Source organism: Chryseobacterium salviniae (genome assembly GCF_035819015.1).
In the GTDB taxonomy this organism is placed as follows: domain Bacteria; phylum Bacteroidota; class Bacteroidia; order Flavobacteriales; family Weeksellaceae; genus Chryseobacterium; species Chryseobacterium salviniae.
The window spans coordinates 230,323-256,543 of sequence record NZ_JAYLAA010000039.1; the positions used below are offsets into that span (position 1 = coordinate 230,323).

The 26,221-nt window shown below is 37.5% G+C and carries 20 protein-coding genes; 10 read left to right on the top strand and 10 right to left on the bottom strand.

All coding sequences use genetic code 11. The features are described 5' to 3' along the window. Window positions 1-13 precede the first annotated feature (13 nt). The 6 genes from SOP96_RS11370 to SOP96_RS11395 all read left to right on the top strand — a co-directional run bounded on the left by SOP96_RS11370 (window position 14) and on the right by SOP96_RS11395 (window position 8,641). Window positions 14-2,407: a 3-hydroxyacyl-CoA dehydrogenase/enoyl-CoA hydratase family protein gene (locus SOP96_RS11370; protein ID WP_326321054.1), complete on the top strand. Its 2,394-nt coding sequence runs from the start codon at window positions 14-16 to the stop codon at window positions 2,405-2,407. 139 nt (window positions 2,408-2,546) lie between these two features. Next, on the top strand, window positions 2,547-3,725 hold the full coding sequence (locus SOP96_RS11375; protein ID WP_326321055.1) for a thiolase family protein: 1,179 nt from the start codon (window positions 2,547-2,549) through the stop codon (window positions 3,723-3,725). Between the two features lie 71 nt (window positions 3,726-3,796). Beyond that, on the top strand, window positions 3,797-5,575 hold the full coding sequence (locus SOP96_RS11380; protein WP_326321056.1) for an acyl-CoA dehydrogenase family protein: 1,779 nt from the start codon (window positions 3,797-3,799) through the stop codon (window positions 5,573-5,575). Between the two features lie 147 nt (window positions 5,576-5,722). Then, window positions 5,723-5,968, top strand: coding sequence for a hypothetical protein (locus tag SOP96_RS11385; RefSeq protein ID WP_326321057.1), 246 nt, complete (start codon window positions 5,723-5,725; stop codon window positions 5,966-5,968). 166 nt (window positions 5,969-6,134) lie between these two features. Then, entirely contained in the window at window positions 6,135-6,581 is a 447-nt protein-coding gene (locus SOP96_RS11390) for a phosphohydrolase (protein ID WP_326321058.1), read from the top strand. Between the two features lie 5 nt (window positions 6,582-6,586). Further along, entirely contained in the window at window positions 6,587-8,641 is a 2,055-nt protein-coding gene (locus SOP96_RS11395) for a M48 family metallopeptidase (protein ID WP_326321059.1), read from the top strand. Window positions 8,642-8,643: 2 nt separating this feature from the next. Here SOP96_RS11395 and SOP96_RS11400 read toward each other — a convergent pair whose 3' ends face one another. Both SOP96_RS11400 and SOP96_RS11405 read right to left on the bottom strand, forming a co-directional pair. Beyond that, entirely contained in the window at window positions 8,644-9,369 is a 726-nt protein-coding gene (locus tag SOP96_RS11400; RefSeq protein WP_326321060.1) for a DUF2490 domain-containing protein, read from the bottom strand. 78 nt (window positions 9,370-9,447) lie between these two features. Further along, window positions 9,448-11,259: a TonB-dependent receptor plug domain-containing protein gene (locus tag SOP96_RS11405; RefSeq protein WP_326321061.1), complete on the bottom strand. Its 1,812-nt coding sequence runs from the start codon at window positions 11,257-11,259 to the stop codon at window positions 9,448-9,450. Between the two features lie 349 nt (window positions 11,260-11,608). Between SOP96_RS11405 and uvrA the strand changes: the two genes are divergently transcribed. Beyond that, window positions 11,609-14,401, top strand: coding sequence for an excinuclease ABC subunit UvrA (gene uvrA / locus SOP96_RS11410; protein WP_326321062.1), 2,793 nt, complete (start codon window positions 11,609-11,611; stop codon window positions 14,399-14,401). A 54-nt stretch (window positions 14,402-14,455) separates the two neighbouring features. Here uvrA and SOP96_RS11415 read toward each other — a convergent pair whose 3' ends face one another. The 4 genes from SOP96_RS11415 to SOP96_RS11430 all read right to left on the bottom strand — a co-directional run bounded on the left by SOP96_RS11415 (window position 14,456) and on the right by SOP96_RS11430 (window position 18,854). Beyond that, the gene (locus tag SOP96_RS11415) at window positions 14,456-15,631 is read right to left on the bottom strand and encodes an aminotransferase class V-fold PLP-dependent enzyme (RefSeq protein ID WP_326321063.1); all 1,176 of its coding nucleotides are present in this window, start codon (window positions 15,629-15,631) and stop codon (window positions 14,456-14,458) included. A gap of 160 nt (window positions 15,632-15,791) precedes the next feature. Further along, complete coding sequence (locus SOP96_RS11420; RefSeq protein WP_326321064.1) at window positions 15,792-16,931, bottom strand: hypothetical protein; 1,140 nt, start codon at window positions 16,929-16,931, stop codon at window positions 15,792-15,794. An 11-nt stretch (window positions 16,932-16,942) separates the two neighbouring features. Beyond that, complete coding sequence (locus SOP96_RS11425; RefSeq protein WP_326321065.1) at window positions 16,943-17,857, bottom strand: TssN family type VI secretion system protein; 915 nt, start codon at window positions 17,855-17,857, stop codon at window positions 16,943-16,945. Window positions 17,858-17,912: 55 nt separating this feature from the next. Further along, window positions 17,913-18,854: a type VI secretion system baseplate subunit TssG gene (locus SOP96_RS11430; protein WP_326321066.1), complete on the bottom strand. Its 942-nt coding sequence runs from the start codon at window positions 18,852-18,854 to the stop codon at window positions 17,913-17,915. A gap of 306 nt (window positions 18,855-19,160) precedes the next feature. Between SOP96_RS11430 and SOP96_RS11435 the strand changes: the two genes are divergently transcribed. The 3 genes from SOP96_RS11435 to SOP96_RS11445 all read left to right on the top strand — a co-directional run bounded on the left by SOP96_RS11435 (window position 19,161) and on the right by SOP96_RS11445 (window position 21,915). Continuing rightward, window positions 19,161-19,952 (top strand): S1/P1 nuclease, encoded by a 792-nt coding sequence (locus SOP96_RS11435; protein WP_326321067.1) that lies wholly within the window; start codon window positions 19,161-19,163, stop codon window positions 19,950-19,952. 577 nt (window positions 19,953-20,529) lie between these two features. Further along, complete coding sequence (locus tag SOP96_RS11440) at window positions 20,530-21,396, top strand: sigma-70 family RNA polymerase sigma factor (RefSeq protein WP_002979276.1); 867 nt, start codon at window positions 20,530-20,532, stop codon at window positions 21,394-21,396. An 18-nt stretch (window positions 21,397-21,414) separates the two neighbouring features. Beyond that, the gene (locus SOP96_RS11445) at window positions 21,415-21,915 is read left to right on the top strand and encodes a hypothetical protein (protein ID WP_326321068.1); all 501 of its coding nucleotides are present in this window, start codon (window positions 21,415-21,417) and stop codon (window positions 21,913-21,915) included. A 78-nt stretch (window positions 21,916-21,993) separates the two neighbouring features. Here SOP96_RS11445 and SOP96_RS11450 read toward each other — a convergent pair whose 3' ends face one another. From SOP96_RS11450 to kdsA, 4 genes are all read right to left on the bottom strand, one after another. Next, a complete protein-coding gene (locus tag SOP96_RS11450) occupies window positions 21,994-22,464 on the bottom strand; it encodes a DUF3347 domain-containing protein (RefSeq protein WP_326321069.1) in 471 nt (156 codons plus the stop codon). Between the two features lie 128 nt (window positions 22,465-22,592). Further along, a complete protein-coding gene (locus tag SOP96_RS11455; RefSeq protein ID WP_326321070.1) occupies window positions 22,593-24,812 on the bottom strand; it encodes a TonB-dependent receptor plug domain-containing protein in 2,220 nt (739 codons plus the stop codon). A gap of 40 nt (window positions 24,813-24,852) precedes the next feature. Beyond that, a complete protein-coding gene (locus SOP96_RS11460) occupies window positions 24,853-25,263 on the bottom strand; it encodes a hypothetical protein (protein ID WP_326321071.1) in 411 nt (136 codons plus the stop codon). A 104-nt stretch (window positions 25,264-25,367) separates the two neighbouring features. Next, window positions 25,368-26,177, bottom strand: coding sequence for a 3-deoxy-8-phosphooctulonate synthase (kdsA, locus tag SOP96_RS11465; protein WP_326321072.1), 810 nt, complete (start codon window positions 26,175-26,177; stop codon window positions 25,368-25,370). Window positions 26,178-26,221: the final 44 nt, after the last annotated feature.

Consider the following 26,221-nt stretch of genomic DNA (forward strand, 5'->3'; position numbering starts at 1 on the left):
AATAATAAATCAAATGAAAAGAAGAATCAAACACGTTACAGTTCTTGGTTCAGGAATTATGGGAAGCGGTATTGCTGCGCACTTTGCCAATATTGGTGTTCAGGTGTCGTTGCTGGATATTGTTCCTTTTGAACTCACTGAAGCAGAACAGAAAAAAGGTTTGACCAAAGATGATAAGGCGGTAAGAAACAGAATCGCTGCGGAAAACTTTGAAAAACTTAAGAAAGCAAGTCCGGCTCTGCTCTATTCACCGAAATTTGCAGACAGAATAAAGATCGGGAATTTTGATGATGATTTATCAAAAATAAAAAATACCGACTGGATCATTGAGGTTGTTGTTGAAAAACTTGACATTAAAAAATCTGTTTACGAAAAAATCGAACAGTTCAGAAAACCGGGAACATTAATATCTTCCAATACTTCAGGGATTCCGATTCACCTTTTAACAGAAGGAAGGAGTGAAGATTTCAAACATTATTTTGCAGGAACACACTTTTTCAATCCTGTAAGATACCTTCCGCTTTTAGAAATTATTCCAACAAAAGATACACTTCCGGAAGTTATTGACTTTTACATGAATTATGGAGCGAAATTTTTAGGAAAAACAACAGTTTTAGCAAAAGATACTCCGGCATTTATTGCTAACAGAATCGGGGTTTTCTCTATGATGGATTTGCTTCATAATGTCCAGAAATTAGGCTTAACCGTTTCTGAAGTTGATAAATTGACAGGCCCTGTAATCGGTCGTCCGAAGTCGGCAACGTTCAGAACTGCTGATGTTGTAGGTTTGGACACTCTGGTAATGGTTGCCAACGGTGTTCGTCAAAGCGGTGCGGAAGCCAATGACTTTAACAATGTTTTTGCTCTCCCGGATTACATCCAGAAAATGGTTGATAACAAATGGTTAGGTTCAAAAACGGAGCAGGGTTTCTATAAAAAAGTTAAAAATTCAGATGGAAAATCTGAAATTCATGGATTGAACCTTGATACTTTAGAATATGAGCTTCAGGGCAAATCTTCTTTCGCAACTTTAGAATTAACCAAGACTATCGACAAACCAATTGACCGGTTTAAAGTGTTAATAGGCGGAAAAGATAAAGCCGGAGAGTTATACAGAAAATCATTGGGAGCATTATTTGCTTATGTTTCCCACAAAGTTCCTGAAATCTCAGATGAAGTTTATAAAATCGATGATGCGATGAGAGCCGGTTTCGGTTGGGAAAACGGTCCGTTTGAAATCTGGGATGCCGTTGGCGTTCAGAAAGGTATTGAACTGGCTAAAGAGGCAGGGTACGAAGTTTCGGAATGGGTTAAAAATGTAGAAACTTTCTACAAAGTTAATGAAGAAGGACAAAGCATTTACGTTGATAAGAATTCCGGTGAATACAATAATATTCCTGGACAGGATGCTTTTATTATTTTAGATAATATAAGAAAAAATAAAACACTTTGGAGTAACTCCGGTGCTGCAATTGAAGATCTTGGCGACGGAATTATCAACTTTGAGATCCGTTCTAAAATGAACTCTTTAGGCGGCGAAGTTTTGGATGGTTTAAACAGAGCCATTGATTTGGCTGAAAAAGAATACGATGGCTTAGTAATCGGAAATCAGGGTTCGAATTTCTCTGTAGGCGCCAATTTAGCCATGATTCTCATGATGGCAATTGAGCAGGATTGGGATGATCTGAATATGGCCATTGCTTATTTCCAGAAATCTATGATGAGGGTTCGCTATTCCTCTATTCCTGTAGTTGTTGCTCCTCACGGAATGACTTTAGGAGGCGGTTGCGAAATGACAATGCATGCTGACCGGGTGGTTGCCGCAGCAGAAACCTATATTGGACTCGTGGAAACCGGAGTGGGTGTAATTCCGGGCGGTGGAGGAACGAAAGAACTAACGTTAAGAACTTCCAGAGAATTTCATAACGATGATGTAAAAAATAACAGACTTCGCGAAGCTTTTATGAATATTGCAATGGGTAAAGTAGCCACTTCTGCATACGAAGCCTACGACATGGGAATTCTTGAACATGGTAAAGATATCGTAGCGGTTGATAAAAGAACGCAGATTAAAACAGCAAAAATGCTGGCTAAAAGCTTAGCGGAACACGGTTATACACAGCCTATCGAACAGAAGGTAAAAGTATTGGGTAAAGATGCTTTAGGAATGTTCTACGTAGGAACCGACCAGATGCTAACCGGAAATTACATTTCCGAACACGATAAGAAAATTGCTGATAAGCTTGCCTATGTCATGGTGGGAGGAAATCTTTCCGAGCCAACCGTTGTAACTGAACAATATTTGCTGAACCTTGAAAGAGAAACGTTCTTACAGCTTTGCGGAGAGAGAAAAACGTTGGAGAGAATTCAGTATATGTTACAGAATGGTAAACCATTGAGAAACTAGTAGGAGCTCCGTAGGAGCGAACTGTTAATAGCAGAATAATCTATAATATTGTTGAGAGCTAAAGTTTTTGAGCCCTGAAAGGGCGAAATAAAATAGCATCGGGTGAAACCCGGTGCAAAATCCAAAATAATTTAAACAAATGAAAACAGCATATATCGTAAAGGGTTTCAGAACGGCCGTTGGGAAAGCACCAAAAGGAAGTTTAAGATTCACAAGACCCGATGTCATGGCGGCAACCGTAATTGAAAAATTAATGGCTGAACTTCCGCAATTAGATAAAAACAGAATCGACGACCTGATCGTAGGAAATGCAATGCCCGAAGCCGAACAAGGCTTAAACGTGGCTCGTTTGATTTCCCTGATGGGTCTTAATACAGACAAAGTTCCCGGAGTTACGGTGAACAGATACTGCGCATCTGGAAGTGAGGCGATTGCCATTGCTTCTGCAAAAATTCAGGCGGGAATGGCAGATTGTATCATTGCCGGTGGTACAGAATCCATGTCCTATATTCCAATGGGAGGTTACAAGCCGGTTCCGGAAACAGATATCGCCAAAACAAACCCAGACTATTATTGGGGAATGGGATATACCGCAGAAGAAGTTGCTAAACAATATAAAATCACAAGAGAAGAACAGGATCAGTTTGCTTTTGAATCTCATATGAAAGCCTTAAAAGCGAATCAGGAAGGAAGATTTGCCAGCCAGATTGTTCCAATTCCTGTGGAATATAATTTCCTGGATGAAAACCAAAAAATGCAGACTAAAAAATTTGATTTTTCTGTGGATGAAGGTCCAAGAGCAGACACTTCCCTGGAAGGATTAGCTAAGCTAAGACCCGTATTCGCCAACGGAGGAAGCGTAACTGCCGGAAATTCTTCTCAGATGAGTGACGGAGCCGCTTTCGTGATGGTAATGAGTGAGGAAATGGTGAAAGAATTAGGTCTTGAACCGGAAGCAAGACTGGTTGCTTATGCAGCTGCCGGACTGGAGCCAAGAATCATGGGAATGGGACCGATTTATGCGATTCCAAAAGCGTTAAAGCAGGCAGGTTTGGAATTAAAAGATATTGAATTAATTGAATTAAATGAAGCTTTCGCATCACAATCTGTGGCGATCAAAAAAGAATTAGATCTGAATCCTGAGATTCTAAATGTTAACGGAGGAGCAATTGCTTTGGGGCACCCACTTGGATGTACCGGTACAAAATTAACCGTTCAGCTTCTTGATGAAATGAAAAAACGCGGAAACAAGTACGGAATGGTTTCTATGTGTGTGGGGACAGGACAGGGAGCGGCGAGTATTTTTGAGCTTTTATAACTGATAAAAACTAAACCTTCAAGGTTTTTAAAACCTTGAAGGTTTCCTTAAATAAAAAAATCAAGTATTAAATGGGAAATATAGTAAAAGGTGGAGAATTTTTAATCAAAGAAATTCCTGCAAACGAAATCTTCAGTCTTGAAGAGCTGAATGAAGAACAGAAAATGCTTCGCGATTCTGCGAAAGAATTTATAGACAGAGAAGTGGTTCCGCAAAAAGAACGTTTCGAGAAAAAAGATTATGCGTTTACAGAAGAAGTAATGCGTAAGCTTGGCGAAATGGGAATGCTGGGAATTGCTGTTCCTGAAGAATACGGAGGCCTCGGAATGGGCTTTGTAACAACGATGCTGGCCTGCGATTATCTTTCCGGAGTTACGGGCTCCCTGGCAACAGCCTACGGAGCACATACCGGAATCGGAACCCTTCCGATTGTGTTGTACGGAACCGAAGCGCAGAAACAAAAATATCTTCCGGACTTAGCAATGGGGACAAAATTCGGGGCCTATTGCCTTACCGAGCCGGATGCAGGTTCTGATGCCAATTCTGGGAAAACACGAGCAAAGCTTTCTGAAGACGGAAAACATTACATCATTAACGGACAGAAAATGTGGATTTCAAACGCCGGTTTTGCAGATACATTTACATTATTTGCGAAAATTGATGATGATAAAAACATTACAGGTTTCGTCATCAACCGTTCGGAGCTTGAAAATACTGAAAGCTTAACTTTCGGTGAGGAAGAACATAAATTAGGTATTCGTGCCTCTTCTACCCGTCAGGTTTTCTTTAATGATATGAAAATCCCTGCGGAAAATCTTTTAGGAGAAAGAAACAACGGATTTAAAATAGCTTTAAACGCCCTAAATGTAGGACGTATTAAATTGGCTGCGGCCTGCCTTGATGCCCAGAGAAGGATTTTAAACCACTCTATTCAGTATTCAAACGAAAGAAAACAATTCGGTGTTTCAATTTCTACATTTGGAGCTATCAGAAAGAAAATTGCTGAAATGGCAACCGGGGTTTTTGTAAGCGAAGCAGGATCATATCGTGCGGCAAAAAATATTCAGGATAAAATTGATGAGCTGGTTGCCGGTGGAATGAACCATCAGGAAGCAGAATTAAAAGGTGTTGAAGAATTTGCAGTGGAATGTTCTATTCTTAAAGTTTTCGTTTCAGATTTAGCGCAGCATACCGCAGATGAAGGAATTCAGGTGTACGGCGGAATGGGATTCTCTGAAGACACCCCGATGGAAGCTGCATGGAGAGATTCAAGAATTTCAAGAATTTATGAAGGAACCAATGAGATCAACAGGTTACTTTCCGTGGGAATGCTGATCAAAAGAGCAATGAAAGGAGAATTAGACTTATTGTCTCCTGCAATGGCGATCAGCAAAGAGCTGATGGGAATTCCTTCATTCGACGTTCCGGATTATTCGGCTTTCATGAGTGAAGAAAAAGCAATTATTGCCAATCTGAAAAAAGTATTCTTAATGGTTTCCGGAGCTGCGCTTCAGAAATATATGATGGATATTGAAAAACAGCAGCACTTGCTATTGAATGCCTCAGAAATCCTTAACCAAATCTACATGGCGGAATCTACCGTATTGAGAGCTGAAAAACATTTCTCACCGGATTCTGTAGAAGCGGCGATGGCTCAGCTGAACCTATACAAAGCCGTTGAAAAAATCATTACCGCTGCCAAAGAAGGAATTGTTTCTTTCGCAGAAGGAGATGAGCAGAGAATGATGCTTTCAGGATTAAGAAGATTTACAAAATATACCAATCATCCAAATGTGGTGGCACTCACTGAAAAAATTGCTGCTCATTATATCGAAAAAGGAGCTTATTAGTCTTTTATATATAAATTTGATTTCAAAGCGTCTCGATTTTATCGGGACGTTTTTGTTTTATTTCAGAAAAATTAAATTTAAAAATGTAATAAAGCTCAGGTTTAAGTTGTTTTTTATTAAAGACTGTTCTAACCTAAAATTGTACTGATGAAAATACTAATTCCGATGATAATGATTTCTGCTACCATTTCGGCGCAGCAAAAGGAAAAACTGCCTATCCCTCAAGGTTCGGAAAAAGAGAAAAAAATTCAGTTGCCAGATAAAGAGTTGAAATTTGGCGATATGCAAAATAAAATGTATAAAATGCCTTGCGCAAAAGCAGATGAATCTGTTTATTCCAGCCTTAAAGACAAAAGAAAAGATTCTACGGATTATAAAATCCTTATGCTGTAATTCCTCAACGGCATTTTAAAAGCAAATAATTCTTTTAAATTTTAAATGATAGTTGAAAATAAAGATTAAAATATTTCAGTTAATCACCGGGTGTTACTCAAAATTATTATTAAAAATTGTCTCAGATATTGGGGCATTTTTTATTTTTGTACTCTACTTACTCAAGATGACAAAAGAAGAGCTGCTCAACAGGGCAATAAAGATAGCCGACAAGGCACATAAAGGACAGACAGATAAATACCACGCACCCTATATAGCCCACGTTATGCGTGTAATGGAATATGGAAAAACAATGGATGAAAAAATCGTAGGCGTTCTTCACGATGTCGTTGAAGATCATCCCCAGGAATTCAGCCTCGATTATCTTAGAGGCGAAGGATTTCCGGAATACATCATTTTTGCCATCAGCTGCCTTACCAAATTTGATCCCGAGGAAGAATACGATGATTTCGTAAGAAGAACCGAACGCTCTCCCCTCGCTGTAGCCGTAAAACTGAATGATTTACGAGACAATATGGATCTTCGAAGAGTAAACCGCGAACTTACACCTAAAGATATCAAAAGATTTAATAAATATCTTAAAGCCTATCATTATCTGATCGAAAAATATTGATACCAATGACTAATAACCTGCCTCCTGTTTCTAATGCTTACCAATATAAGCTTATTTCTGCAATTGCATCCATTTCTATATTTTTTATAATATATTTCCTGCTGATTCTGGTATCTCTGGGATTAATATTCCTGCTAGGGTATGGTGCTGTAAAGATTATTGCATTGCATGCCAATTATCTCACTGTGGTTCTTGCGTTAGGATTATTCAGTATCGGGCTTGTTGTATTTTATTTCCTTATAAAATTTATCTTCATCAAAAACGGTTACAGCACGCGGCACCTCATTGAGGTTGACCGTAGAAACCAGCCGGAACTATTTGCGATTATTGATGAAATTGTTGCAGAAACAGCAGTTAAAATGCCGGGAAAAGTATTTCTCTCTCCGGACGTGAACGCCAGCGTAAGCTATAATTCTCTTTTCTGGAGTATGTTTTTACCTGTTAAAAAAAATCTTACAATCGGTGTAGGATTGATCAATTCTACAACAGTGGGAGAGCTTAAAGCAGTTTTAGCCCATGAATTCGGACATTTTTCACAGAAGAGTATGAAAATCGGAGGATATGTCAATCAGGCTGAAAAAATTATTTTTGATACCGTGTACAATAACAGAGAATATGAGCAGACTATTAAAAACGGTTCCGGATACTGGGCATTTCAGCTTTCAGGAATGATTTCCGTAGGATTCATCAGTGTCTTTCAGTACATTCTTAAATTCTTTTCAGATTTTATCTTTAAAAACAATGCCTCTCTCAGAAGAGAAATGGAATTTCACGCCGATGCCGTTGCAACGTATGTTACCAATCCTAAAGAGCAGATTTCTTCCCTGCTGAGACTTGACATCAGCAATGCGGCATTCAACAGCGCTTTTCTTTTCTATACCGAAAGTAACGGGAAATATCTTCCCGAAAATCTTTTTGAAAACCAGTCTGCTTTACTGAAACTTTTCAGTGAAAGAAATAATCATCCGTATGAGAATAGTTTACCCATAATTGAAGAGGCTGATTTTACACGGTACAACAGGACTAAAATAGAAATTGAAGATCCGTGGGCATCTCATCCCGAAACACATAAAAGGATTGAAATGATTCGCAGCAATAAAACAAAAAACCGGCCTGAAAATAATGAGCTGGCAAAAACGGTAATTCGGGGTTATGATGATATCGGTAAAATACTGACGAATAAATTTCTAACGCTCAATAGTGTTAAGAATATAGGTGAAGCAATCAGTAATAATGAACGTTTTATTGAACTTTACAGTGAAAAATATCCGCTTCAGAAAGCAAGCCTCTACTTCAACAGCTATTACGAATATCATAATCCTGTTGTGGAAAAAATCGACGAACAGCTGCTTCTTAATTCACAGCCTTCAACATACGAGACCCTTTTCGGCGATGAAATGCTCTCCCTGATTCATGAAAAAAATGCTGCGGAATCAGATCTGCTAACATTGCATCAGATTGCTGCCCATCCCAAGGCCGTAAAAACATTTAAGTATAAAGGAACATTATATCAATCGAAAAATGCCGGAAATTTAATTCCAGTCCTTACAAAAGAATTAGATAGTCTGAGAGACAGGCTGAAAGAAAATGACAGGCAGATCTTCTCTTATTATTACGCTATTGCAGATGATGCCGAAAAAGAAATCCTGAAAAAGAAATATCTGACATTTGCTTCTTTAAACCATGAATATGATACATTTGAAAATGCATTAAGCCTTTTTATTCCAAATCTGCAGTTTATGATGGTTACTTTGCCCATTGAAGAAATCCGAAAACACAGATATACTTTACTAAGATGCGAAAAACCATTTAAAGACAGCGTAAAACAATTTGTAGAAGCATCCGCTTATAAAGATCTTATTACTATTGAAAATAAAGAACTGCTAAAAAACTTTATCCAATCAGAATATATCTACTTTAACAACGACCGGTATATTCAGAAAGAAGTAGATGCTATATTTGCTTTTGTTAATGAATACAGAATGATACTCAATAATATTTATACCGATTACAAAGAAAAGCTTATAGATTTTCAGGTAAAAATTAAAAGAGCAGGTTAGCATTAATCTGCTCCCGGGAAATCGTATGTCTTTTTCTGATCTTGTGTCCCATCGATATTGATGTTTAAAGCCAGGTAAACAAAATGAAAGTTTTTATTTCCTGAAGCTTCAAATTCCCTTTGCCACAAATATCCGCCCACAATTCCGAAATAATTATCAATCTGGTATCCGAAACCGCCATAAACACGGTTTCTGGCAAAGGTAGGCTTCATAGGGCTTACAAGAAAAATTTCGTCATATACATTGGCAAAAACAGTTCCTTTTTTTACTTCTTTTGCATTCATGGGAACGCTTATATTCAGACGATATCTGTAGCGGGTTCTCTCAGAACTTTTGCTGGTCTGAGGGTCGTAAAACCAGCTTTTTTCCGCTCGAAGCCTGTTTTCAAACTTCACAATGCCTTTCTTAAAATCAATGACATCCTGAAGCCATACCCTGAATTCTTCTCTGCTGATCTTCCTGTCTTTATAAGTGGCATATCTTCCCAATCCGATAAAAGGCTTATGATTTTTGGTGAGATTATATCCTAATCCACCTTTAATTTCATAATAATCAGGGTAAGTATATTCCTGGATTCCCCTCAATTGTCCTTCGGCGTAAAGAAAAAACTTAGGATGAAATTTATACGTGACCGTCAGTGCATTGAAGCTGGAAATATGTTCCTGATGTTCCTGTGCTTTGAAAAATGATACACTTAAAAATAGCCCCAAACCTACTGACAATTTCATCTGAAAAAATTTTTGCAAAAGTAAATGAATTAACAATTTGTTAATATTAACTTTAGTTAGTTAATTAATAATTAACAATTATTTAATATTAAAATTATAAGATAACCCGATATGAAACCATCTTTTCGGCATTTCAACCCCAAATGTCTCTGTATATGAAGTATTTGTTATATTATTGATTAAAATATATACGGAAAAATCTCTTTTAACAAAACTTAATTTATCATCTAAAAGATTATAGCTGCCATTGTTGAGTCTTTCATTATAGCGATAAACAATTTCATTGGTAAAGCTTTTCAGGAAGCGGGTTTCCAGCTTGGCAACAAACTGATGCTTTAAATTATCCAGCAGATATCTCGCAGAAAAATCGGCTGGCTTGTTCAGTTTATTGTCAAGATAAGTATAGCCGATGGTATATTTCAGCCAGTCTTTCAACCTGTGATTGAATTCCGCTTCAATTCCCTGTATTGTTGTTTCCCCAATGTTTTGGGCATACCAAACAGGATCTTCCGGTCTCGTTTTCGTCCAGTCGATAGCGTTGTTGGTATCCCGTAGAAAACCGCTTAGTTTTGCCAAAATATTTTTTGACTGAAACTGGTAGCCGATTTCTGCATAAACTGCATTTTCAGGTAACAAATCAGGATTCCCCTGTTCGGTTTTGCTGGTATAATAAAGATCTGTGAACGTAGGAATCCGGTGGACTTTAGCAATATTGCCATATACTTTATTATTCTGATTAAAGCTGTATCCAACATCAAGTCCCGGATAAAAAAAGTTGCCTTCATTAGAATAATTAGCCCATGATATTCCCGGACTGATGTTCAGTTTTTTATCTAAAAGTGAAAAATGATGCTCGAAAAACACTTGAGAAACAAAACGGTTCCTTTCACCTAAATTGTTGCTTGCCAGAAATTCTTTTCTCAGTTCAACGCCGATTCCTGTTGTTCCAAGTGCCCAGTCATAGCTGGAATTGATTTCCCCGCCAACATTATTTCCGATATGCATATTGCGGTAAATTTCAGGCTTTTGTCTGTTAAATAAATACATGTCCTGCCCTCTTCGCCAATAGACATTTGAATTTAATTTTAAATTTCCAAACGTCTGCTGATGCGCCAGGCTGATTATCGAAGCCTGAACTTCTTCATACTGTTCCGTTGCCGCTTTCGAGGCATAAAATCCGTTGGCCCCGAATTTCTTTTCAGAAAAACCCGCCTGGAGCCTGAGGCTTCCGTCTTTTATATTGAGCTTGCTTTGATAAAAAACATTCCTGATTTCATAATCCGTATTATACATATAACCCTGGGAACCGGAAGAATTTGCCTGTAAGGAATTTGAAAATTTTTCATTTCCCAATTGGGCATTAAATCCGAGTTCATAGGTCTCATAGTCTCCTCCTTCAACAGTTACCCTTACCCTTTTTCCCGGATTTACTTTGGTAATGATATTGATAACCCCGGCGTAGGCATTTTGCCCGAAACGCCTTGCTGCAGGGCCTTTTATCACTTCAATTCTTTCTACATCACTTAGGTCTACAGGAATGTTCATAGAATTATGCCCGGTCTGGGAATCATTCATCCGGATTCCGTTCAAAAGCAAAAGCACCTGCTCAAAAGAGCTTCCCCTGAAACCAATGTCACTCTGTACGCCGTTAGCTCCTCTCCTTCTGATATCCATTCCGGTTACCTGCTGAAGGATTTCATCGATGCTTTTTGCAGGATAATTAATGATTTCCTCTCTGGTGATTACCGAAATATTCTGGTTGGCATTTTTATACGGTGTGGAAAAAAGTTTCCCCTGAATTTCAATACCTTCAATATCAGTCGGCTTTTCCTGGGCATGTGCAAAAAATAAGGTTCCGAGAAAAAAAATACTTCCTGCTTTGCGTATCATATATCAGAATTATAGTTGATTATTTGTGAGGCCAAAAGTAGTGGAGTTCATCAATACATACAAATGATAGTTATCATAAAAAAATGCAGTTCATAAAAACTGCATTTCCGGGAATTATATTAATTATCGTTTTCTCATCAGATGTGCAATCAGATCTCTTAAGAATTTTCTCATCTAATTACAATTTATCCTGCAATGTTAAATAATTTCCCAACAGTGTGCAATTTTTAGCAAATAAAATTATGTTAAATGCATACGAAAATAAACTTCAAAGCTGAAAAGAATTTGGATATAATCAAACATCAGAAATCCGTCAGAATTTCGTAATTTTGTGAGTCTTAATTGTACTATGGCCAAAACAACAGATATAGATATTAAACAACAGATATTTGTTAAGAATGCACACCTTAACAATCTGAAACACATCGATGTTCTTATCCCGAAAAATAAGCTGATTGTCATCACAGGAGTTTCCGGAAGCGGAAAATCTTCACTGGCTTTTGATACCATTTATGCGGAAGGACAAAGAAGATATGTAGAGAGTCTCAGCTCCTATGCGCGACAGTTTTTGGGTAAACTTGAAAAACCGAAAGTTGACGATATCAAAGGGCTTGCTCCTTCCATCGCCATCCAGCAGAAAGTCATTTCGTCTAATCCAAGATCAACAGTAGGAACTTCAACGGAAATTTACGATTACCTGAAGCTGCTTTTCGCAAGAATCGGAAAAACATTTTCCCCGGTTTCGGGCGAAGAAGTAAAGAAAGATTCGGTTTCTGATGTGGTGGATTTTATTAAAGCTTCCAAAAAAGATTCGTCCTTTTTATTGACTGCGCCGTTGGATTATGATGCAGAAAATTTTGCAGAAAATTTAAATGTTCTAAAGCTTGCAGGATTTACGAGGCTTGAAATCAACGGAAATGTCGCCGGAATTGAAGATCTCGAAAGCTTTGGCTTTACTCCCGAAAAAGACATGGAAATCAATCTGGTGATCGACCGTTTTTCCTATGAAGATGATGAAAGTTTCCTGCAACGTCTTGCAGATTCCATTCAGATGGCTTTTTATGAAGGACACGGATATTGTCACCTAAAGAATACAGATAGCGGAAAAATAAAAGAATTTTCCAATAAATTTGAGCTGGACGGAATAGAGTTCCTGGAACCGAATGTTCATTTTTTCAGCTTTAACAATCCTTACGGAGCATGCCCTACCTGCGAAGGCTACGGAAAGGTGATTGGAATTGATGAAGATCTGGTAATCCCGAACAAAGCACTTTCCATTTTCGAAGATGCGGTAGCTTCATGGAGAGGAGAAAGCATGAGCGAGTGGAAAAAAGATTTTATTAAAAAAGCTAAAGATTTTCCGATTCATAAACCGTATCATCAGCTCACCAAAGATCAGAAAAAATACCTCTGGAAAGGTGATGGGAAAAGTACATTTCCGTCCATCGACAATTTCTTCAGAATGCTTGAGGAAAATTTATACAAAATACAATACAGGGTAATGCTCTCCAGATACCGCGGTAAAACATTGTGTCCTACCTGCGAAGGATTAAGGCTGCGCGAAGAAACCAGCTGGGTAAAAATCGACGGACATAATATCCAGTCCATGATTGAATTACCCCTTGACGAATTATTTCCATTAATCAAAAGCTTAAAATTATCGGATCATGATCAGGAAGTTGCCAAAAGATTGTTGTACGAAATCACGACAAGGATTGAATTTTTATTAAAAGTAGGATTGGGATATTTAACCCTGAATCGTACTTCCAATACACTTTCTGGCGGAGAAAGCCAGAGGATTAATCTTGCAACAAGTCTGGGAAGTTCGCTGGTAGGTTCCATTTATATTTTGGATGAACCTTCTATCGGACTGCATTCCAGAGATACGGAAAATCTTATCGGGGTTTTGAAAAATCTCCGGGATCTCGGAAATACCGTAATCGTTGTTGAACATGATGAAGATGTAATGAGGGCAGCAGATTATATTATTGATATTGGCCCGGAAGCAGGATATCTTGGTGGAGAGCTGGTATTTGCAGGAGATTATAAAGAACTGAAAAGTGCAGATACATTAACATCCAAATATCTCACCGGAAGGCTTGAAATAGAAATCCCGAAAGAACGAAGAAAAGCCAAAGAATGGATTCATATCAAAGGAGCACGCCAGAATAATCTTAAAAATGTTGATGTAGATGTCCCGTTGGAAAATCTTGTGGTAATTTCCGGAGTTTCAGGAAGCGGAAAATCTACTTTGATGAAGGAAATTCTTACGAATGACATCCAGATTCAGCTGGGAATGGGCGGTAAAAAAGGAGATTACGATTCGGTTGATTTTCCAAAAAAGCTCATCAAACATATTGAACTGATCGACCAGAACCCGATCGGAAAATCTTCACGTTCCAACCCGGTAACATACCTGAAAGCGTATGACGACATCAGGGATCTTTTTGCGAAACAGAAAGTAGCGAAAATGATGGGGTATAAGCCAAAGCATTTCTCTTTTAACGTTGATGGAGGAAGATGTGATGAATGCAAAGGAGAAGGCGTAATCAATGTTTCCATGCAGTTCATGGCAGATATTGAGCTGGAATGTGAAGTCTGTAAAGGAACGCGCTTTAAAAGCGAAATTCTGGAAGTAAGATTCGATGAAAAGAATATATCGGACATTCTTCACATGACGGTAGATGATGCGCTGGAATTTTTTAAAGATAATGGTGAAGATAAAATTGTAACCAAACTGAGGCCTCTACAAGAAGTAGGATTGGGTTACCTGCAGCTGGGACAAAGCTCTTCTACCCTTTCAGGCGGAGAAGCGCAGCGGGTAAAGCTTGCGTCTTTCTTGGTAAAAGGAGTAACGACGGATAAAACGCTTTTCATTTTTGATGAGCCATCCACAGGTCTCCATTTCCATGATATTCAGAAATTGCTGAAATCTTTACAAGCTTTGATTGATCTTGGACATTCGGTGATTGTAATCGAACATCAGCCGGATATTATCAAATGTGCAGATTATATCATCGACATTGGTCCGGAAGCCGGAAAGCATGGCGGCGAAGTCGTATTTACGGGAACTCCTGAAGATCTCGCCAAAAATAAAAAATCGCACACCGCAAAATACATTAAAGAAAAGCTGGAGCAATAATACAAAGAGAGTCTTGAAGGCTCTCTTTTTTATGGTAAATAATAACTAACCGTTCTAAAAGGCCTGCTTCAAAATATCCGATACCCTATCAATTTCATCAACGGTATTAAAATAATGCGGTGACAAACGCACGATTCCATTGATGTTTTTCTTTGTAAAATCTATTAAAGCAGAGTTTTTCTGGGTAACAGAGAAAAATATATTATTTTCTTTCAGGACATTCTGAATCCTTCCCAAATCACCATCCGGACCGGAAAAAGTGACAATGCTGCTCAGGTTTTTGCCCCAATCCCAGACATTAAATCCGCTGTTTTTCAGTTTTTCCCTTAATCTTTCAGATAAGCCTTTATTGTAATTTTCAATAGCATGTAATCCAATATGATTTGCGTATTGTAAAGCATGTGTAAAACCCATCAGCGAAGCATAAGACATTTCCCAGCTTTCGAATCTTTTTGCGGTTTTAAATAATTCATAATTATTAAATTCCGTCCAGTCTGCTCCTCTCATATCCAACAGAAGCGGCGCATAATTCTGTTCTAAAATTTTATCTGATACATATAAAAATCCGGTTCCTCTTGGTCCTCTCATGAATTTTCTTCCGGTTGCCGATAAAAAATCACATCCTATTTTTTCAACATCCACGACAAGTTGTCCAACAGACTGGCAGGCGTCAACCAGATATAAAACATCATATTGCCTACAGAGCTTTCCAACCGCTTCAACATTCTGTATCAATCCAGAATTTGTCGGAATATGGGTTACGGCAATTAATTTCGGATTGTGCTTTTTAATTAAATGTTCCAGATCTTCAAGATCCAGTTCATTATCAGAAAGATTTTTAGTTCTGATGATATTTACCTTTAATTTTTTTTGCAGCGAAATAAAAGTAATCTGGTTGGAAATATAATCGTCTGCAGTGGTAATGATCACATCTCCTTCGTTAAACACGATGCTTGATAAAGCTTTAGCATAGGCTTCCGTAGCACTTGTAGCGAAAGCGATATTGGAAGGTTTTGCGTTAATCAGCCGTGCCGTTTCATCGTAGAATTCTTCAAGAACTTCTGCATTTTTAGCAGCCACTTCATAGCCTCCAAGTTGTTCTTCCAGCTCAAGATAATCGATTATTGAATCGACTACAAAGGATGGCATTAAGGACGATCCTGCATTATTCAGAAAAATTTTTCCGTCTGAAAGTCCGCGGGTGTCCTGTCTTATGGTGTCTATATTCATTTTAATTTAATTATAGTTTTATTTAAATTGATTAGATTAAATAATTATGACATAAAGCAGTAAATCCGTATGATATTTGCAATTTTATAACAAACAATGTTAAATAAAAAATCCCGAATAACAAATTTCGGGATCATTATTTTAAAGAATTATTTGAGTTTTAATCTAAAACGCTCCAGCCTCTTTTCGGATTGTTATTGTTGGAAACTTCCTGTTCATTAACGATGATATTTTCTTTTCTTTGACCGATGTAATCAAGCTCGCTTAATTTAGAAAAGATCGTTTCTAGGCTTTTCAGCATCTGTTGAATATAAATTAGCGGTTCTCCGCAATTGTGATGGTCATAATTCGTTTCTGCTACGATCGACAGCTGATTCAGTAATGTGTGAGGCGCAATTTCGCTCCATTCCAGGCTGTAGTTCAGCATTTCTTCCAGTTCAGCCGGAACCAGAACCTGTGTGGCGTTGTATAAACGAAGGGCAAGTTTAGCAAAAGCTTCAATTAAAAATACGGGCGGCTGATAGGGCGTGATATTCCTGAACGGGAAATACATATCTCCGAACGTATTGATCATAGTGTTACATAAAAGCTTGACGTTTTGTGCAAGAGCTGTATTCTGATTTTTATGGGAAGATTTCTGAATGATTTTAAATGCATACTGCTGAAGATTTCCGATGGATTTTGCAAACATATTGTAATAATCCAGCAAAGCAGGATGACTCTGAACCGATGTACAGGGCGGAATAAAATTAGAATCTACCTGAGCAATATTTCCTTTAAAGTCCACTTTACCGATTATAAGATAATTTCCACCGGAATAGCTGCTGTTCAGTGATGTTACAGGAAGAAGCTCAATGTGATGGTTCGGCTGTGCATTAGGGTGGCGTGGCGGGATCTCTTCAGGATCAATATCTCCGAAAGGCACTTTATCAAAAGGATTAACGGAAATTAAAATATAATATTCTCCGTTTGCCTGCTCTTCGTTCATGAGCTTTGCAAGAGATTTTACACTTACCCTCCTGTCCGTTAGTTCAATCCTGTAGCCTGCAAGCGTTACGGCACTACAACGTTTAATAACCAATTGTACATCGTTCGTTGCCGTGTTATGTACATCAAAAATGGTACGGTCTGTAAATTCATTGGAAATAGGCAGTAGCCCGTAGTTATATGCTGTAATCCCCAATGAGCTGGAATCTCTGATGGTATCGATTAAAAAATTATCCTGATCGTTAAGATGTCTCTGGGAAACCTTCATCCCGTCAACCCAATTGATGGCAAAATGCTTAATAGGCTGTATCATATTCAATAGTTTTAGATGGTGTGAGATTGTGTTCTTCTTATTCCTTCTTCTTCATGCTGAATGACTCTTTTACAGATCACCACGTCATTTTCAGAAATTCTGTTTTCTGTAATGTTCTGGTCAAAATCAATATATTTTCTAAAGCTGAAGAATGATTTTTTCGTATAGAAAATCCAATAATACGGTTCTTTTTCCTGATCAGATAAATGTATAACCGAATTCGGGTTTTTGTGATTGTAATCATCCACTACCCTGTAGAACCAGTCGCCGAAAGTGATTCCCGTCGGTAATGTTTTGGCTTTAATTCTGAACCTGTTGGAGTCTTCAAGATTTTTGCTGAGTTCAACATTTAGTACCATTAACCTGTCGAAATCCGCTCCTTCAAAATCCGGAAGTTTCTGATCCGGAGAATAGCGCCAAGTCTTGTAGATATCAACCGGAATGCTGATTAACTGAACATAACAGTAATGAAAAACCAGCGGAACCAGGAATGTTAGAACACTTGTGGCTGCCATGATCGGATAGCCCGTTCCCTTGCTCATCCAGTTAAATATCAGGTAAAAAAGATAACCCCCAAAACCGATGCATGTAATGGATAAGATAGATTCAAATAATATGCTTTTTGTTAAAGAACTGAAATGTTTCTTAAAATACCTGTCTGAAAGGTTAACATGAATTATTCCCAGAATCAGATAAATGATCTGTGCAATAAGATACCAGTAAGGATTGAAAAGATTTCCTGCAAAGCCGAAAAATCCGGGGATTGCAAGGCATAAGCTGCACAGGAGAACATAAATGATAATGGTTTTTATTTTTATCGCAGGTTTATTTCTTCTGATAATTCCGAGGATTACCATCATAATAACTACAAATAAAGGCATGAGAATATACCTTAAAAAGATTCCCTTTACTGAAGAAATTTCCATGTGTCTTTTTCGAATTAATATTTTTAATTGGTTTAGTAAATATAGTTAAAAATTTTCAGAGAAATGTGGAGTATCCGAGCCGGTTTGAATTTCTTTCATCATCTTCAAGAGCAAATGAAAATTCTTCTTTTTCGGTGATAAAATTTTCTTCAATATCCACACTTACCGGAAGGAAATAATCGTACATCGCATGGAGTACTTTCCGGAACGGGCTGCCTTCGATATATTTTTTCATTTGAGCATAAGGAATCGGCCCGATATTGACCACCCAGTTTCTCTGTCCGTCCATATGTTTTCCACTGGGAATATACGTAACGCCGAGCCTGGAATTTCCCAGCAGCATCGAGTCGTCTTCTTTTTCAATACGATCAATGACATTGGGTGCAAAGGTCACCTGCACCGGGATTTGCAGAAAAGCAGTCATGCATCTTTCAAACCATGCCTTATCTCCCCGGATCTGGTGAAAAAAAGGTAAAATATGGATGAATATATAAGCATTTTGCTTATCCATCATTTTCACAAGAGGCCAGAGTTCGCTAACAGTTTTTAGGAGGGCATCGGTATCACTGGCAATTTCAAAATCAAATTCTTTCAGCAGTGCGCTTACTTCCGTAAAGAAAATCTCCAGCTCAAAAGGCCTGAAAAACTTTCTTGCATCTTCTTCCACCCTTTTCTGTTTACGGATTTCCTTTACGACATTTTCTACGTTTTTCCTTGTTGCTCCCAAAGAAGGCGGATGAAAAAGGCCTTCCGGTAAATAATCGTAGATCCCTTCCCTATACGTTTCTATGATAAAAACTTCTTCGTCGAAACCAAGGTAGTCGCTTGTTATGCTTTTAATATCTTTAAGATAGGCCCGGTCATTAATGCCGATCCGCTGAATAAATATATTGCTTACTGCTCTGTGATATTTCAAGAGGTTTACTGCTACAGCTTCCGCTTTGAAATCGGTCTGCAGCTTATTGTAATGCATTTCTACAATATTAGTCTCATACATAGTGTCTGCTGTGATTTGGGCTTATAAAAATAGTATATCTCAAATTATTGAAAAAATAACTTATAATTAATTTTATTCTAAAAATACTAAATAATTATGAGTAAAAAAACAAACGGTAAGAAAATAAGGTTGTGGGTAAGTCTAAGATTAAATTACATGATAAATTAACTAACCACTGTCTTAGCCTAAACTTTAGATTAATCTAAAATTGAAATTAAGATTTGATTAAATTTTCCCAATCCATCTTTCAAGCTTATCTTAACCTTAAAATTAACTGTATCTTTGCCTCCTGAAAATGTATTTACAATGAAAAGTATTTATTTTAAGATGCTGGTTTTAGCATTCATGGCATCTTCGCTGTATTCATATGCATGGGGATTAACAGGACACAGGATTATTGCGGAAATTGCAGAAAATCACCTTTCCGGGAAAGCAAGAAAAGAGATTAAAAAAATGATGGGTAAAGAACGCCTTGCATACTGGGCTAACTGGCCGGATTTTATCAAATCCGATACAACTGGTGTCTGGAAGCAGGCATCGTCTTGGCATTATGTTAATATCGATCCGCAGACGGATTTTAAAGTTTTTGAAGAGAAACTGAAAGGTCAGGCCGGCCCGAGTTTATATACCCAGGTGAATGTTCTTTCGAGTCAGATTAAAGATGAAAAAACTTCTGAAAAAGACAGAAAAATTGCTTTGATTTTCCTTATCCACATCATGGGTGACCTTTCACAGCCGTTACACGTAGGAAGAGCTGAAGATTTGGGTGGAAATAAAATTAATGTCACTTACTTCGGAGACAAAACCAATTTACATTCTGTATGGGATGGCAAACTGGTAGATTCTCAAAAATACAGCTATACCGAATATGCAGCATTATTGGATATTAAATCTGATGCAGAAGTGAAAGAGATCCAGAAAGGCACGCTGGAAGATTGGCTGTATGATTCCCATAAAATTGCCAATAAAATCTACGCACAGACGCCAAACGATTCCAAACTGTCTTATGATTACCAGTATAAATTTAACGATACAATGGAAAGACAGCTTTTATACGGAGGTTTAAGGCTTGCCAAATGGCTGAATGATCTTTTTTAAATCAAGTGAAAAGTGAATTTAATATTTGTTAAATGATAATAGCGGAACTTCGGTTTCGCTTTTTTGTTGACAAGGATTGATGAATTGCCAACAATCAATAGTGACTCCGATTGGAAATAAATAAATTAATTGTTAAGCGGGATTAAAAATTCCCCTCCTCTGGAGGGGTGGCGAAAGTTCTGCAAGAATTTTTGTCGGGGTGGTTTAATAAAGTGAATATTGCTGCGCAATTGAATGGTGAATTTTTTTATAATGTCTAATCAAGTATTTTTGACCTCTATCCTAGCCCCGATTGCAGTGAAAATCCTTTTTGCGGTTGAAAGTCCCTCTCCTCGGGAGAGGGATTTAGGGTGAGGAAAAAAAGATTGCAACGGAAAGCGGGAATAAGCTCCTAAAATATACTTATAAATTCAGAGAATTTTCATCGTAATAATCTGTTTCCAATACCAAAAGGCATAATTTACAATTAATTTTCCAAATGTAATTTAATTCAATAAAAAATAATTGAAACATTTGTAACCTTTTATGAATCTCCAGCGTATAATACTATAGAAACTCTTTATCGAGGAAAAAATAGATGAGACAATTAAAAATCACTAAGCAGGTAACCAACAGGGAAACTGCTTCATTAGACAAGTACTTGCAGGAAATTGGTAAAGTAGAATTGATTACTGCGGACGAAGAAGTAGAATTAGCACAAAGGATCAGAGCCGGCGACAGAGCCGCACTGGAAAAATTAATCAAGGCTAACCTTCGTTTCGTAGTTTCGGTGTCTAAACAATACCAAAATCAGGGTCTTTCTTTACCGGATTTGATTAATGAAGGTAACCTGGGACTTATGAAAGCGGCAAAAAGGTACGATGAGACTAGAGGTTTCAAATTTATCTCTTACGCAGTTTGGTGGATCCGTCAGTCGATTTTACAGGCTTTGGCAGAACAGTCGAGAATTGTAAGATTGCCATTGAACAAAATCGGGTCTATCAATAAGATCAATAAAGCTTATGCTCACCTTGAACAGGAAAATGAAAGGCCGCCTTCACCGGAGGAATTGGCGGAAGTTCTTGATATGAGCGAGGAAGATATCAAGGAATCGATGAAAAATTCCGGAAGACATTTGTCTATGGATGCACCTTTGGTAGAAGGAGAAGATTCTAATCTTTATGATGTATTACGTTCAGGAGAATCGCCGAGCCCGGATAAGGATCTGATGCTTGAATCGCTACAGATTGAGATCGAAAGAGCATTGAATACGCTGACTCCGAGAGAGGCTGATTTGGTAAGATTATATTTCGGACTGAACGGAAAACATCCGATGACTCTGGAAGAAATCGGTGAAACTTTCGACCTTACGAGAGAAAGAGTTCGTCAGATTAAAGAAAAAGCGATCAAGAGATTGAAACATAACACCAGAAGTAAGATTCTAAAATCTTATCTGGGTAAATAATTTTTAAGTTAAAATATAGTGACGGAGCTTGATTTTCAGGCTCCGTTTTTTATTTTTGCAACCATGGAAATGTATTTCATTCTAAGCGCTATGGTTTGCTTTTTCATTTTTGGAAACTTGGCAATTCATCTACATTACAAGAAAAAGCATCAAACTTTTTTACAATCCTTAAAAGGAAAACAGTACATGCTATTTAAGAAACTTGATATGGAAATGGAATCTGTTGGCAAACTCGGTTACAGATACCAATTTAATAAGGCAGATATTGTTATTTTAGATCAGGAAATATTTATTCTGCTTTTTACAAAGCCCTTTGGTATGGCTCAGCCGATTTTACACATCAGCAATAGTGACAAAGTTTTTCAACATATTCCCAAAAAGATCCGTTTTGATTCTAAATTTAGGGTAAATGGAAAATTAAGAATAAAAGGTAGTTTCGGACAAGGATTTATGTGTGCCCAGTATAAAATACTTATTGATTTTAATAAAGTAGATTTTGATTTGAATTCAATTATATAGTTGAAGGTGTTTCAACACTAATCATTATAAAACATTGAAATACAAAAAAATCACTGTTTATTTTAGCTATTGCATTATTTAATCGTTAACTTCACATTCCCACAAGTCAGCATCGATTTTTCCATAATACGGATTGATAATCTTTGAGTCATTGCTCAGCCAGCTTCCTTCAGCCATCGGGCAATACTGAATATAAACCGGATTTTGAGATACCTTAAATTCTTTTATTAAAGCAATCATATGATCAGATAATTGATAAAAAGATTTTCTCTGTACTGAAATATTTTTAGAAGCTGCAATGATTTTTGCGTCTTCTCTAAGCGTATTTAATTCTTTTTCAGAAATAATTTTACTATTGACACCTGAAGATGATTTAATAAACTGGGATGCTGCTCTTGAAGCTTTTTCCGCATCATCGGAAGCAAGGGCTGTTTTAATGGCAATATAATCCTGATAAAGCACTGACACCTGAGCATTCTTCTTAGACTGCGCCGAAGCAGAAAGTATGGAAAATACAGTGAATATGGCTGTAATGATATATTTTTTCATTCCTTACATGATAAATTAATTGATGAACAAATTTAAAAATAGATGTGGTACAGTTGTTATAAAATTTTGTAAGGTTGTTACAAAATTCAAAATAAAAGAACCTCTTACCAGAAGTTCTTTTATATTATTTATTTAATTCTAAATTCAAGCTTTACGTTGAAAAATCTACCTGTAAGCCTTACCGGAACCGGATACATAAAATTGGTATTGGCATCTGTTATCCATTGGTTAGAGACAGTATTTCTGATATTGAAAGCATTAAATACCTGAACACCTAACGTCAGTTCTTCAAAATTTTCCCAGAATCCGTAGGTGTTTTTCTTTTCTTTAGGATCAATAAATGCATACGAAAGTCCAAGATCTACCCTTTTATAAGAAGGCAATGTTCTCTGATATTGATACGGATCCGTAAACACAGGAGCTCCGGTTGGTAAACCCAACGCATACACTAAAGTCAGGTTGACACGCATTGCCGGAAATCTCGGCATATAATCCTGGTAAAACATCGCAAACCTGAATCGCTGATCAGTCGGCCTTGGAATATTACCTTTTCCATCGATATTTTCATACACCCTTGCATAACTTGCAGAAAGCCAAGAATCTACACCCGGTACAAATTCCCCGAAAAGACGGGTATCAATTCCATACGCATATCCTGAAGCATTATTTTTCCCGGTATATCGGATTCTTACGTTATCCATATAGTATGGAATCAGGTCATTCATTTTTTTATAATACAACTCTGTGGTCAGCTTAAATGGCCTGTCGTACATATAAAATTCAAAGTCGTTGGCCAAAATAGCCTGTATGGATCTCTGAGATTGAATGGAGGAATTGAAATTCCCTTCAAGGTCTTTAATTTCTTTATAGAAAGGTGCCTGATAATAGACTCCTCCCGAAAGCCTGAATAACATATCCGTATCCCAATCCGGCTTAATCGCAAACTGGGCTCTTGGTGAAAATATGGTTTCATTATTAAAGCTCCAATGGGCAACCCTCGCTCCGGCATTTACAAATACTTTGTTGCTGCCCCAGAAGAATTTCTGGGAATACTGCGCATACGCAGACATCCTTGTCGGCTGGATGTGGTTTTTGCCTGCAATATTGTACATGAGGTTTAAATCTGCTGCATTTCTGGGATCAATAAACGCTTCGTGAGGAAGGCTGTATCCCGCAGAATCTACAAGCCGCCATTCATTGGTAAGATCTTTAAGGTTTTCTTTCTCATATTTAAATCCCACCTCAATGTCTGTATTTACATTTGGTGAAAAACGTGTCCTGAATTGTGCGCCGTATGTTTTTACGAATAAATCATTTCGCGCATGTTCAATCTGCCCTCCTGAATCATACGAAGTTACAGGATCTCCGGTTACCGGATCATAAGTCTGCAGCACATATGCCGAAGCAATGCTGTAATATTCTCTTTCCCGGTTTTGGTAGGCAAATGCATCAAGCGTAAACCTCCATTTGTCAGAAGGTTTAAAATTCAATGATGCGGTTCCCATCATATTTTTATACTTGTCGTTTTCACGGCCTCCGTAAGCTACATTCAGTTTAAGAGGCTGCTGCAGGCTTCCGAAATCTACTTCCCTTGCTTTAGGAATCATCTCGTAATCATTATTGGAGTAAAATCCTATAAAAGATAACGTTAATTTCGGACTGAAATGGTAATTGAGATAGGTCTGGAAATCGGTGTATTTCGGGTTGAAATCGGTATCTTCATTCAATGTATTGAGAACAAGATTGGTGTTTCTGTATCTTCCTGAAAATAATGCGGTTAATTTTCTGTTTCCTTCCTTATCTTTTCCAGCAGCAAAACCGGTAGTAAGCCTTCCGCCGATTAAGCTTGCTTCTCCTGAAACCTCAAATTTTTCAGGTTCACGGTAATAAATATTTAATGCTGAAGACATCTTGTCGCCGTATCTGGGCTCGAAACCTCCGGCAGAGAAATTCACCGTAGAAACCATATCCGGGTTGATGATACTCAATCCTTCCTGCTGAGAATTTCTGATCAGGAAAGGCCTGTATATTTCAATATCATTGATGTAGATCAGGTTTTCATCGTAGTTTCCGCCACGAACCATATACTGTGAAGAAAGCTCCGTATTGGAGTTTACAGATGGTAATGTTTTGATAATGCCTTCAATACCTCCTGAAATGCTCGCAACATTCTGAGCATCTTTGGCTGAAATTTTCACAGTGGTAAGGTCGTTGGTTCTCCCTGTCACTTTTTTCTGAAACACCACCTCTTCAATATTGGCGGTTTTCATTGTATCCTTCTTTTTTCTTACCTGAGAGAATACTAATGCAGGAACCATAAGGCTCAATGGTAAAACTAGTTTTTTCAAAAGAAATGTTTTAAAATTTCAAACGGTTAATTTATAACTTTTATTTTATAATTTGACTTTGTAGGAAAACTTTTGACCATTCTTCCACAAATTCTTTAGGTAAATTCTTTTCTTTTATTGCGGCAATACATATGAATACATCATTTTCACCTTTTGTAAAATATTGTATCTGAGATTCGGTAGTTTGCGAATCTATATAAGAATCGGCTTCAGCTGTAAAAAGAATATATTCTCGCTCACCTTTTTTATTTCTTGATATTTCTTTAATTCTAAGATTTTTAGTTTTAGATTTAAGCAAATTTTTATTATTGTCAAAAAAAGTCTGTAACGGAATTTGTGCTAAATTTTTGCTAACAATTTTTGTTACAATTATATTGTAATTATCCCAATTTTGTCCTTTAGGAATATATTCCATCATAACCATCTTATCATTCTCCTGTTTTTCTTCCAAATGAAGATTATATTTTTCAGGTAACGAAAACTGCAATGAATCTTTTTTTTGTTAATAAAAAATGGCTGAAAAAGACAGCATTAATACTATTGAAAGTTTTTTCATTATAATATTGCTTCTCTTACACGGGTTAATTTTTGCAGCAGATCTTCCAATAGGTCAAGTCTCAACATATTGGCGCCATCAGACAAAGCGGTTTCCGGTGTAGGATGTGTTTCAATGAAAATTCCGTCTGCACCTACGGCAATTCCGGCTTTTGCAACGGTTTCGATAAGATCGGGGCGTCCTCCCGTAACCCCTGAGCTCTGGTTGGGCTGCTGTAAAGAATGCGTTACGTCAAGAATTACCGGGGCATAATTTCTCATTGTTGGAATTCCTCTGTAATCTACGATAAGATCGGTATATCCAAATGAATTTCCTCTTTCAATGATCGCCACTTTCTGGTTGTCTGAATCCGTAATTTTCTGAACCGCAAACTTCATCGATTCCGGGGAAAGAAACTGTCCTTTTTTTAGGGTCACACATTTACCGGTTTCTGCAGCAGCAACCAGCAGGTCTGTCTGGCGAACCAGAAATGCAGGAATCTGCAATACATCAACATACTGAGCTGCCAACGCAGCATGCTCATTTTCATGAATATCCGTTGTGGTTGGAATGTTGAAAGTCTCCCCTACTTTTTTAAGAATTTCCAGTGATTTTTCTTCCCCGATGGTTGTGAAAGAATCTACCCTGCTTCGGTTGGCTTTTTTAAAGCTTCCTTTAAAAATGTACGGAATATTGTATTTATTGGTAAGCTCCACTACTTTTTCTGCAATGTTAAGCGCCATATCTTCGCCTTCAATAATACAAGGACCGGCAATGAGAAAAAAGTTTTTGGAATCTTTGTGATGAATATTATCTAAATACTGAATCATTTTTATATTTAATTAAAAAGTTCAGTAAAAATACTGAGAAAGTT

What these genes read in the sequence shown, in the direction of transcription:
- SOP96_RS11370 (WP_326321054.1), top strand. Translation starts at nt 14, where the DNA reads ATGAAAAGAAGAATCAAACACGTTACAGTTCTTGGTTCAGGAATTATG.
- SOP96_RS11375 (WP_326321055.1), top strand. Translation starts at nt 2,547, where the DNA reads ATGAAAACAGCATATATCGTAAAGGGTTTCAGAACGGCCGTTGGGAAA.
- SOP96_RS11380 (WP_326321056.1), top strand. Translation starts at nt 3,797, where the DNA reads ATGGGAAATATAGTAAAAGGTGGAGAATTTTTAATCAAAGAAATTCCT.
- SOP96_RS11385 (WP_326321057.1), top strand. Translation starts at nt 5,723, where the DNA reads ATGAAAATACTAATTCCGATGATAATGATTTCTGCTACCATTTCGGCG.
- SOP96_RS11390 (WP_326321058.1), top strand. Translation starts at nt 6,135, where the DNA reads ATGACAAAAGAAGAGCTGCTCAACAGGGCAATAAAGATAGCCGACAAG.
- SOP96_RS11395 (WP_326321059.1), top strand. Translation starts at nt 6,587, where the DNA reads ATGACTAATAACCTGCCTCCTGTTTCTAATGCTTACCAATATAAGCTT.
- SOP96_RS11400 (WP_326321060.1), bottom strand. Translation starts at nt 9,369, where the DNA reads ATGAAATTGTCAGTAGGTTTGGGGCTATTTTTAAGTGTATCATTTTTC.
- SOP96_RS11405 (WP_326321061.1), bottom strand. Translation starts at nt 11,259, where the DNA reads ATGATACGCAAAGCAGGAAGTATTTTTTTTCTCGGAACCTTATTTTTT.
- uvrA (WP_326321062.1), top strand. Translation starts at nt 11,609, where the DNA reads ATGGCCAAAACAACAGATATAGATATTAAACAACAGATATTTGTTAAG.
- SOP96_RS11415 (WP_326321063.1), bottom strand. Translation starts at nt 15,631, where the DNA reads ATGAATATAGACACCATAAGACAGGACACCCGCGGACTTTCAGACGGA.
- SOP96_RS11420 (WP_326321064.1), bottom strand. Translation starts at nt 16,931, where the DNA reads ATGATACAGCCTATTAAGCATTTTGCCATCAATTGGGTTGACGGGATG.
- SOP96_RS11425 (WP_326321065.1), bottom strand. Translation starts at nt 17,857, where the DNA reads ATGGAAATTTCTTCAGTAAAGGGAATCTTTTTAAGGTATATTCTCATG.
- SOP96_RS11430 (WP_326321066.1), bottom strand. Translation starts at nt 18,854, where the DNA reads ATGTATGAGACTAATATTGTAGAAATGCATTACAATAAGCTGCAGACC.
- SOP96_RS11435 (WP_326321067.1), top strand. Translation starts at nt 19,161, where the DNA reads ATGAAAAGTATTTATTTTAAGATGCTGGTTTTAGCATTCATGGCATCT.
- SOP96_RS11440 (WP_002979276.1), top strand. Translation starts at nt 20,530, where the DNA reads ATGAGACAATTAAAAATCACTAAGCAGGTAACCAACAGGGAAACTGCT.
- SOP96_RS11450 (WP_326321069.1), bottom strand. Translation starts at nt 22,464, where the DNA reads ATGAAAAAATATATCATTACAGCCATATTCACTGTATTTTCCATACTT.
- kdsA (WP_326321072.1), bottom strand. Translation starts at nt 26,177, where the DNA reads ATGATTCAGTATTTAGATAATATTCATCACAAAGATTCCAAAAACTTT.